This is a genomic window from Nocardiopsis lucentensis DSM 44048, from assembly GCF_000341125.1.
In the GTDB taxonomy this organism is placed as follows: Bacteria; Actinomycetota; Actinomycetes; order Streptosporangiales; family Streptosporangiaceae; genus Nocardiopsis; species Nocardiopsis lucentensis.
Genome location: NZ_ANBC01000122.1, coordinates 916 through 11,010, shown reverse-complemented (window position 1 = coordinate 11,010; position 10,095 = coordinate 916). Strand labels below are relative to the sequence as shown.

General features: G+C 70.0%; 8 protein-coding genes (1 of these 8 only partly in view). 3 read left to right on the top strand and 5 right to left on the bottom strand.

All coding sequences use genetic code 11. The features are described from left to right. Window positions 1-592 (bottom strand): amidohydrolase family protein (locus tag D471_RS0103995; RefSeq protein ID WP_017597435.1); only part of this gene is annotated, 592 nt, incomplete at its 3' end. A gap of 77 nt (window positions 593-669) precedes the next feature. After that, window positions 670-1,971: an MFS transporter gene (locus D471_RS0103990; RefSeq protein ID WP_017597434.1), complete on the bottom strand. Its 1,302-nt coding sequence runs from the start codon at window positions 1,969-1,971 to the stop codon at window positions 670-672. 167 nt (window positions 1,972-2,138) lie between these two features. On the opposite strand from D471_RS0103990, the gene D471_RS0103985 reads away from it, so the two are divergent. Beyond that, on the top strand, window positions 2,139-3,668 hold the full coding sequence (locus D471_RS0103985; RefSeq protein WP_017597433.1) for a PucR family transcriptional regulator: 1,530 nt from the start codon (window positions 2,139-2,141) through the stop codon (window positions 3,666-3,668). A 201-nt stretch (window positions 3,669-3,869) separates the two neighbouring features. Here the strand turns inward: D471_RS0103985 and D471_RS0103980 are convergent, their stop codons facing one another. Next, a complete protein-coding gene (locus D471_RS0103980; RefSeq protein ID WP_017597432.1) occupies window positions 3,870-4,904 on the bottom strand; it encodes a helix-turn-helix domain-containing protein in 1,035 nt (344 codons plus the stop codon). Window positions 4,905-4,955: 51 nt separating this feature from the next. Here D471_RS0103980 and D471_RS0103975 point away from each other — a divergent pair, with 51 nt between their 5' ends. Beyond that, the gene (locus tag D471_RS0103975) at window positions 4,956-5,360 is read left to right on the top strand and encodes a cupin domain-containing protein (protein ID WP_017597431.1); all 405 of its coding nucleotides are present in this window, start codon (window positions 4,956-4,958) and stop codon (window positions 5,358-5,360) included. A gap of 72 nt (window positions 5,361-5,432) precedes the next feature. Here D471_RS0103975 and dop read toward each other — a convergent pair whose 3' ends face one another. After that, window positions 5,433-6,953 (bottom strand): depupylase/deamidase Dop, encoded by a 1,521-nt coding sequence (gene dop / locus D471_RS0103970; RefSeq protein WP_040688254.1) that lies wholly within the window; start codon window positions 6,951-6,953, stop codon window positions 5,433-5,435. A 277-nt stretch (window positions 6,954-7,230) separates the two neighbouring features. Between dop and ctaD the strand changes: the two genes are divergently transcribed. After that, window positions 7,231-8,865 carry an aa3-type cytochrome oxidase subunit I gene (gene ctaD, locus D471_RS0103965; RefSeq protein WP_017597429.1) on the top strand — a complete coding sequence of 545 codons (1,635 nt, stop codon included), beginning with the start codon at window positions 7,231-7,233 and terminating at the stop codon, window positions 8,863-8,865. Between the two features lie 72 nt (window positions 8,866-8,937). Here ctaD and arc read toward each other — a convergent pair whose 3' ends face one another. Then, a protein-coding gene (gene arc, locus D471_RS0103960) for a proteasome ATPase (RefSeq protein WP_017597428.1) crosses the window boundary here: on the bottom strand, window positions 8,938-10,095 show its 3' portion. The gene runs 600 nt beyond the window's last position; 1,158 of the gene's 1,758 nt are visible here — the last part of the coding sequence; its start codon lies off the right edge, out of view — the gene reads right to left on this strand; the stop codon is at window positions 8,938-8,940.

Here is a 10,095-nt window from a genome sequence, read left to right as displayed (position 1 = left end):
CGCCCGCCAGCGGCAGCAGCAGCTCCATCGCCGAGTCCAGCACCATCCCGGTCAGCCGGCCGCCCTCGTCGCGCACGAACGAACCACCCTCGGGATCCGACACGTCCTCGCCGATCCCGCTCCACGCCAGCGCGGCCGAGTTGACCACGGCCTGATGGCCGGACACGTGGTAGACGATCACCGGGTGTTCGCTGGTGGCCTCGTCCAGATGACGGCGCGTGGGGCGGCCGCCCGGGTACTTGGCGTCGTCCATGGAGAACGCCCGGATCCACTGCCCCGCGGGGGTGCGCGCCGCCTCCCGCGCGATCACCGCGACCAGGTCGGCGGCACTGCCCACCCGCGGGTAGCGCGCGTCCACCGCGGCCAGCGACTCGGCCGTCGACAACAGGTGGTTGTGCGGGTCGATGAACCCGGGGATGACGGTACGGCCGCCCGCGTCCACCTCCTCCGCGCCCGGACCGGCCGCCGCGCGCACCCGGTCGACGGTCCCCGCCAGCAGGATCCGCCCGTCGCGCACGGCCACGGCCTCGGCCCGGGGATTGGCGTCGTCCATCGTCAGGACGGTGGCGTTGTGAATGATCAGAGCGGACACGGGTGCGGTGCTCCTCGTCGTGGTGTGGGGGTGGCCGGACCGTTCTGGCCCGACGACGGTCATGGAAGGTCGCGGGCTCAGACGGGAAGGGTCTCGGCGTCGCTGTGCCGGGGCGCCCGGGACAGGCAGGCGATGCTCACCAGGGCCATGACGACCAACAGGACGGCCACGGACAGGATGCTCCCGGTCAGGGCGAACAGGGCGGTGCAGGCCAGCGGCGACAGACCGCCGAACAGCGCACCGGCGACCTGGTAGGACACCGAGATGCCGGTGTAACGCACGCGCGGCGGGTACATCTGCGCGAGCACGCGCGCGATCGGCCCGTAGACCGCGGCCATCGCCACCCGCATCAGGCACAGCATCAGCACGATCAGCACGGCGCTCCCGGTCTCCAGGACCAGGAACTGCGGCAACGCCAGCACCGCCACCGCCGCGAGTCCGACCGTCACGATCCGGGCCGTGCCGAAGCGGTCGCCCAGCCACGCCGTGGCCAGGGTCGCGAACAGCTCCACGAACGCGGCCAGGGTCAGGCCGCTGAGGATGAGCTGCTCACTGATGCCCGCCTCGGTGACGCCGTAGGCCTGGAGGAAGGTGGTGACGACGTAGTAGCCGCCGACGGCGACCGGCAGGACACCGATCCCCAGCAGCACCGCGCGCCAGGAGGTGCGCAGGGTCTCACGCAGCGGCGGCCCCTCGGGCTCGGCGGCCCGGTTCTCGCGCGCCGCCTCGAACACCGGCGACTCCTCCACCTTGAGGCGGACCACCAGACCGACCAGGACCAGCAGGCAGGAGGCCAGGAACGGCAGCCGCCAGCCCCAGGTGTACAGCAGGTCGGAGTCCCAGGCGGTGATGAGGCCGAACGACCCGGTCGCCAGGAGCGCGCCCGCCGGGTTGCCGAGCTGGGCGAAGGACCCGTAGAAGGTCTTGCGCTCCTCGGGGGCGGACTCGACCGCCATGAGGACCGCGCCGCCCCACTCGCCGCCCACGGCGATGCCCTGAACGAAGCGCAACACCACCAGCAGCAGCGGCGCGACGAACCCCACCTGCGCGTAGGTGGGCAGCAGCCCGACGCAGAACGTGGCCACACCCATCATCAGCAGCGTGGTCACCAGCGCCGACTTGCGCCCCAACCGGTCACCGAAGTGTCCGAAGACCACACCTCCGAGCGGGCGGGCGAAGAACCCCACGGCGAAGGTCGCGAACGACGCCATCAGACCCACCATCGGGTCGATGTCGCCGGGAAAGAACAGCGTGCCGAAGACCAGGCCGGCCGCCGTCGCGTAGACGTAGAAGTCGAACCACTCGATCGTGGTCCCGACGAACGCGGCGACGGCCGCGCGCGCTGGACGCGCGGCCGTGGGGGATGTCCGGTCTGCCATGGATCCTCCGTGTACGTTCCGGGCTCCGGACGGACCCTCGGGTGCCGCCGCTGGCCAGAGCGGGTGTGTCAAGGAGACGGTAAACACTCCCCGCCACCACACGCCGGGTCGCGAGGCACATGGCACCCTGTGACAAATGTGCGAGGCGCACACCCCAGGAGGTAGCCATGACGATCACCCCCCGCGACATCACCGCGGACCCCGTCCTGGAGGTACGGGCGGTCGCCGGACATCGCGGACTCGACCGACCCATCCGGTGGGCCCACGTCACCGAACTCCACGACCCCGTGCGCTGGCTGCGCGGCGGCGAACTCGTCCTCACCGCGGGCATGGGCTTCGGCACCACCCCCGACCAGCGACGCGCCTACCTGCACCGCCTCCACCGCGCCGGATGCGTGGCACTGGCCGTGGCCGTCGACACCCGAAACCACGGAGCCCCACCCGAGATCCTGGCCGAGGGCGACCGCCTCGGCCTCCCCGTACTCCAGGTGGAGGGCGACACCCCCTTCATCGCCGTCGTCGAGACCGTGGCCGAACACCACGCCGCCGAACGCACCCGCGAACAGGACCGGGTCCTGGCCGCCCAGGACGCCATGGCGCGCGCCGCGCTGCGCACCGGCCCCTCCGGCGTCCTGACCGAACTCGCCTCCGCCACCCACGGCCACACCCTGCTCCTGGACCGCAACGGCATGACCACCGCGGCGGTACCGCGCACCGAGCCCCCTTGGCACGCACGCGTCCGAGCATCCGCGCTCGACCGCGCACAACGCCCCCGGGGCATGACCGTCCTCGCGGACGGCGAGGCCTCGATCCTCCTCCAGAGCCTGGGCACCACCGGTCGCGCCCTGGGCTGGCTCGCCCTCCGCAGCCCCACACCGGTCTCCCCGCACACCCGGATGCTCGCCAACGACGCCGCCTCCCTGCTGGCCGTGGACCTCCTGCACTCCCGGCAGACCCGCAGGATCCGGCACCACGAACGCGCACCACTGCTGCGCGCGGCCCTCACCGGCGCCCCCGGCCCGCGACCCGACCTGCTCACCCTTCCCGACCCGCCCTGGGAGGTGGTGTACCTGCCCAGCGCCGAACCCGAGACGCTGGCGGACCGCGCGGCCGACGCCCTGGTCGACGTCCTCGGCGACACCGACGCCGCGCACCGGGCCGGACTGTGCACCGTCGGCGGCGCCGTCGCCGCCGTCCTCCCCCGCACCCCGCGGCCACGCCACGGCGAACGCCTCTGGTCGGCGCTGCGCGACCCTTCCAGCGGCCCCCACGGGGCGGGCGCCTGCGGAGCACGCGGACCCGCCGACCTGCCCTCAGCGCTGGACCGGGCGCGCCAGGCCGCCACCGAGGGATACCGGCACGTCGACGACACCGGCGCGTGGGAACTCCTGCGCTCCGCGGTCCCGCCCGAAGGCGCGCACGCCTTCGAACAGGCCGTCCTGGGGGCGCTACGCGACCACGACGCCCGGCACGGCACCGAACTCGTCCACACCCTGCGCCACTACCTCGACCAGGGCGCCCAGGTGGAGGCGACCGCACGCGAGCTGGGAGTGCACCGCAACACACTGCGCGCACGACTGCGCGTCGCCGAACGGGTCTTGGGACGCGGCCTGGCGGAGGCCCGTACCCGGCTCGAGCTGTGGACCGCCCTCAACCTGGAACCGATGCCCTGCCACGACGGCACCTGGCACACCTGACGCCGTGAACCGGCCGCCGCTCCCGGGCGGGCACTGGTGCCCGTACACGCGCCTCCGCTACCGTTCCACCATGCCCACGCGCGAGGAGACGACGATCGGACCGTCCGGCATCTGCCGACGGGGCCGGCACCAGTGGCAGCATGTCCCGCCCGGCGGGAAACGCCTGGTGTGCGCGCGCTGTCAGTCGATGTCGATGAACAACTACGGCACGGCGTGCAGGTCCGACTGCGCCGAGTGCCACCCCCGCGAACTCACCGCCGCCGACGGCTGACCGTCCCCCGGCCCGAAACGCGCGCGGTACACGGACGGACTCACCCCCGTGTACGCGCGCACCACGGCACGCAGGTTGCTCGTCGTGCCCAGACCGCTCGTCCGGGCGACCGCCTCCAGGCCCGTCCCGCCCCGTTCGATGAGACGGCAGGCCAACAGGGCCCGCTCTGAGCGCAGCCACTCCAGGGGCGTCGTGCCGACCTCGGCGCGAAACCTCCGGTGCAGTGTCGCCGGGCTGACCGCCGCACGCGCCGCCAGGTCGGCGACGGTCAGCCGCTGCCCCAACCGCTCGCGCGCCCAGTCGAGGACGGGGGCCAGCGACGTGTCCCTCCGGGGAGGCAGGGGGTGGCGCACGAACTGGCGCTGGCCGCCCTCACGGTGGGCCGCGAAGACCAACCGCCGACTCACGGTGTTGGCCGTCTCGGCCCCGTGATCGCGTCGGACCAGATGCAGACCCAGATCCAGCGCCGCGGCGCTGCCCGCCGCCGTGAGCACGTCGCCCTCGTCCGCGAACAGCACGTCCCTCTCCAACCGGACACGGGGATGGAGCCGGGCGAACAGCTCCTCGTGCCGCCAGTGCGTGGTCGCCCGGCGGCCGTCCAGCAGCCCCGTCGCGGCCAACGTGAAGGTGCCCGTGCAGAAGCTGACCAGGCGGGCTCCCCGCCGCCCCGCCTCGCGGACCGCGTCGACCACCTCCCCCCGGGGCGGCATCCACGGATCCGGGCGGTTGGGCACGATGACGGTGTCGGCCTCGGCGACCGCCTCGAGCCCGGCCATGTCCGACATGCTGAACAGGCCCCGGTGGACGGCGATCTCCGACACCGGCGAGCAGACGGTGAGCCGGTACCACGGGCGGTCGATCTCGGGTCGGCGCAGCCCGAACAGCTCAGTGGCCACACCCATCTCGAACGGATTGGTGCCCTCGTCGACGATGAGGACGACATGGTGCGAGGATTCTTGCGGCATGTGCTATTCCTAGCACTTACCGGACCGCACCGCGCACGCCAGGATGGCGGCATGAGCGAGCAACCCGTCAACCTGCGCACCGCCCTGGCCTCCTTCGACCAGCTGTGGAGCCCGCGCGTCCTCACCCGTGTCGACGACCACGACGTACGCGTCGCCAAGGTCCGGGGCGAACACGTGTGGCACGCCCACGACGACACCGACGAGTTCTTCCTGGTCCTGGACGGCCGACTGCGGATCAGGACGCGCCACGACGCGGACACGCCGGAGCGCGTGGTCGACCTCGAACGCGGCGAACTGTTCGTGGTGCCCCGGGGGACGGAGCACCGACCGGAGTCGGCCGAGGGCGCGTCGATCCTCATGTTCGAGCGCACCGGAACGCTCTCGGTGGGCGACCGCCACGAGGACGTCCCCGACCACGTCGACACCACCACCGGACACCCGTTGGACACACCCTGAGCGCCACCCCGCGCCCACGAGGAGAACCGGCGTCCGGCCCGGCGGCACACGCCGCCCCGGGCCGGTCCCGGATCAGCCGCGCCCGCCCGTGAGGACGGCGACCAGGTCGGCGGCCGTGGGCGCGTTGTCCAGCAGCGTACCCACGTGCTCCTTCGTCCCCCTGCGGGGCTCCAACGTGGGCACCCTCTGGAGCGAGTCGTACCCCGGCAGATCGAAGATGACCGAGTCCCACGAGGCCGCCGCCACCTCGTCCGCGTACTTGGCCAGGCACCGACCCCGGAAGTAGGCCCGCGTGTCCTCCGGCGGCTCCGTGATCGCCCGCGTCACCTCCGGCTCCTCCAGCAGCCGCCGCATCCGGCCCCGCGCCACGAGCCGGTTGTAGATGCCCTTGTCCGCGCGCACGTCCGAGTACTGCAGGTCCACCAGCTGGAGCCGCGGGTGCGACCAGTCCAGCCCGTCCCGTGACCGGTACCCCTCCAACACCTTGAGCTTGGCCACCCAGTCCAGCTCCGTGGCCAGGTCCATGGGGTCGTTGCCCAGACGGTTCAGCACCGACTCCCACCGGTCCAGGATGTCGGCCGTGTCCGGGTCCACGTCCGTCCCGAACCGGTCCTCCACATACTTACGCGCCTGGTCCAGGTACTCCGCCTGCAGTTCCAGGGCCGTCATCCGCCGCCCGTCACGCAACCGGACCCGGTGGGTCAGCCCCGGGTCGTGCGAGATCGCCCGCAGATCCGCCACGGGAGTCTCCAACGACAGGTCCACACTGATGAACCGGTCCTCCACCATCGCCAGCACCAGCGCCGTCGTCCCCAGCTTCAGGTACGTGGAGATCTCGCTCATGTTGGCGTCACCGATGATGACGTGCAGGCGCCGGTACCGGTCGGGGTCGGCGTGCGGCTCGTCCCGAGTGTTGATGATGGGACGCTTCAACGTCGTCTCCAGGCCCACCTCGACCTCGAAGAAGTCCGCGCGCTGGGAGAGCTGGAACCCCGTCCCCTGGCCGTCCGCGCCAAGCCCGACCTTGCCCGCCCCGCACATCACCTGCCGCGACACGAAGAACGGGATCAGGTGCCGCACGATGTCACCGAACGGCGTCGACCGATCCATCAGGTAATTCTCGTGGCACCCGTAGGAGGCGCCCTTGTTGTCGGTGTTGTTCTTGTACAACTGGATCGGGTCGATCCCCGGCGTCGCGCCCGCCCGCGCCGCCGCGTCCGCCATCACCCGCTCCCCGGCCTTGTCCCACAAGACCGCGTCACGCGGGTTGGTGACCTCGGGCGCGGAGTACTCGGGGTGGGCGTGGTCGACGTACAACCGGGCACCGTTGGTGAGGATGACGTTGGCCAACCCCAGGTCCTCGTCGGTGAGCTGCGTCGGGTCGGCCACCTCCCGCGCCAGGTCGAACCCGCGCGCGTCCCGCAGCGGGTTCTCCTCCTCAAAGTCCCACCGGGCGCGCCGCGCCCGCGCCGCCGAGGCGGCCAGGTAGGCGTTGACCACCTGGGTGGAAGTCACCATCGCGTTGGCCCCGGGGTTGCCTGGCACGGAGATCCCGTACTCGGTCTCGATACCCATAATCCGCCGCACACTCATGATGAGAGGTTATCCGCCACGGCCCGGTCTTGAACGCTTCCGCGCCAATTGTGGCCCAAGTGCCGTCATTCTCGGGCGTTTCCCGCTTCGTGTCGACGCGGGGGCGGTCCCGCGCGGAGCCGCAACCCCCTCCGGCCCGGCGATCCGGGACACCGACACGATGGACGCTGAGAGTAATTATTCCATGACCTAAAGTGGTCCACCGAACCCGCCACCCAGAGGAGTCCCGGTGACACAGCCCCGTGAGGGAACGGAGCCCAGCGCATCAGCGGCCACGGTGGGCTCCCGACCTCCGGGCGGGCTCGTCACCCCGTGGCTGTCCTCGACCGACCACAAGGTGGTCGGCTACCTCTACATCGCCGCCTCCTTCGGCTTCTTCGTCGCCGCGGGGGTCATGGCGATGCTCATCCGAGCCGAACTCCTGTGGCCGGGCATGCAGATCGTCACCACCGACCAGTACAACCAACTGTTCACCGTGCACGGCACCGTGATGATGCTGCTGTTCGCGACACCGCTCTTCGTCGGCTTCGGCAACGTGCTGGTGCCCCTGCAGATCGGCGCCCCGGACGTGGCCTTCCCCCGGCTGAACATGCTCGGTTTCTGGCTGTTCCTGTTCGGCGGCCTGATCGTCATGGGCGGCTTCCTCACGAGGGGAGGCGCGGCGAGTTTCGGCTGGTTCGCCTACACCCCGCTGTCGGACTCCGTGAGCTCACCGGGCCTGGGCGGCGACCTGTGGGTGATGGGACTCCTCGTCAGCGGCCTGGGCACGATCCTGGCCTCGGTCAACTTCATGGCCACGATCCTGATCATGCGCGCACCCGGGATGACCATGTTCCGGATGCCCATCTTCACCTGGAACATCCTGCTCACCTCGGTGATGGTCCTGCTCGCGTTCCCGGTGCTCACCGCGGCGCTGAGCGCTCTGGCGGCCGACCGGATCGTCGGCACCCACGTGTACGACCCACAGCACGGCGGAGCGATCCTGTGGCAGCACCTGTTCTGGTTCTTCGGCCACCCCGAGGTCTACATCGTGGCGCTGCCGTTCTTCGGCATCATCACCGAGGTCATTCCGGTGTTCTCCCGCAAACCGGTCTTCGGTTACAAGAGCATGGTGGCGGCGACCGTGGCCATCACGGTGCTGTCGATGACGGTGTGGGCGCATCACATGTTCGCCACCGGCGCGGTGCTGCTGCCCTTCTTCTCCTTCCTGTCCTTCCTCATCGCCGTGCCCACCGGCATCAAGTTCTTCAACTGGATCGGGACGATGTGGCGCGGACAGCTCACCTTCCCCGCGCCCATGCTGTTCGCGATCGGTTTCCTGTCGACGTTCCTGTTCGGTGGACTCACCGGGGTGGTCCTCGCCTCACCCCCGCTGGACTTCCACGTCACCGACACCTACTTCGTCGTGGGCCACTTCCACTACGTGCTCTTCGGCACGGTCGTGTTCGCCATGTTCGCCGGGTTCTACTTCTGGTGGCCCAAGTTCACCGGCCACAGACTCAACGAGACGATCGGCAGATGGCACTTCGTGGTCCTGTTCCTGAGCTTCCACATGACCTTCGCGATCCAGCACTACCTGGGGGTGCGGGGGATGCCGCGCCGCTACGCCGACTACCTGCCCACCGACGGATTCACCTGGATGCACATCCTGTCCAGCGTCGGCTCCTTCCTCCTGGGAGCCTCGACCCTGCTGTTCCTCCACAACGTGTGGTACTCCGCCCGACACTCGGAGCGCGTGGACAGCGACGACCCGTGGGGACACGGCAACTCCCTGGAGTGGGCGACCACGTGCCCGCCGCCCCGCCACAACTTCGCCTCCCTGCCACGTGTGCGCAGCGACCGCCCCGCCTTCGACCTGCACTGGCCGCAGACGACGTCGGCGGAAGACGACCGAGCCGCACCGCGCCGCTAGGGCGGACCGACGAAAAAGAGGGGCCGACCGGAAGATCCGGTCGGCCCCGCCACACGTCCCGGGGACGCGTTGTTACAGGTACTGGCCCGTGTTGGGCACCGTGTCGATGCTCCGCCCGGAGTCCGCGCCCTTCTTGCCGGTCACCAGGGTGCGGATGTAGACGATCCGCTCACCCTTCTTACCGGAGATCCGAGCCCAGTCATCGGGGTTGGTCGTGTTGGGCAGGTCCTCGTTCTCGCTGAACTCGTCGACGCAGGCCTGCATCAGGTGCGACACCCGGATGCCCTTGGACTTGTTGTCGATGAAGTCCTTGATGGCCATCTTCTTGGCCCTGGAGACGATGTTCTCGATCATCGCGCCGGAGTTGAAGTCCTTGAAGTACAGGACCTCCTTGTCCCCGTTGGCGTAGGTGACCTCCAGGAACCGGTTCTCCTCACCCTCGGTGTACATCCGCTCCACGACCCGCTGGATCATCGCGTCCACCGTGGCCTTGGCCGAACCGCCGTGCTCGGCCATGTCCTCGTCGTGCAGCGGCAGGTCCGCAGTGATGTACTTGCCGAAGATGTCGCGGGCCGCCTCCGCGTCGGGCCGCTCGATCTTGATCTTGACGTCCAGTCGGCCGGGCCGCAGGATCGCCGGGTCGATCATGTCCTCGCGGTTGGAGGCGCCGATGACGATGACGTTCTCCAGCCCCTCGACACCGTCGATCTCACTCAGCAGCTGCGGCACGATCGTGTTCTCCACGTCGGAGGACACACCCGAACCACGCGTCCGGAAGATCGAGTCCATCTCGTCGAAGAACACGATCACCGGCGTGCCCTCGGAGGCCTTCTCCCTCGCACGCTGGAAGACCAGGCGGATGTGCCGCTCGGTCTCACCCACGTACTTGTTGAGCAGCTCCGGGCCCTTGATGTTGAGGAAGAAACTCTTGCCGACGTCGCGACCGGTCCGCTCGGCCACCTGTTTGGCCAGCGAGTTGGCCACCGCCTTGGCGATGAGCGTCTTACCGCATCCGGGCGGCCCGTACAGCAGCACGCCCTTGGGCGGCCGCAGCTGGTGCTCGTAGAACAGATCCTTGTACAGGTAGGGCAACTCGACCGCGTCGCGGATCATCTCGATCTGCCCCGACAACCCACCGATGTCGGTGTAGGCGATGTCCGGGACCTCCTCGAGGATGAGCTCCTCGACCTCCGACTTGGGGATCCGCTCGTACACGTACCCCGACCGCGG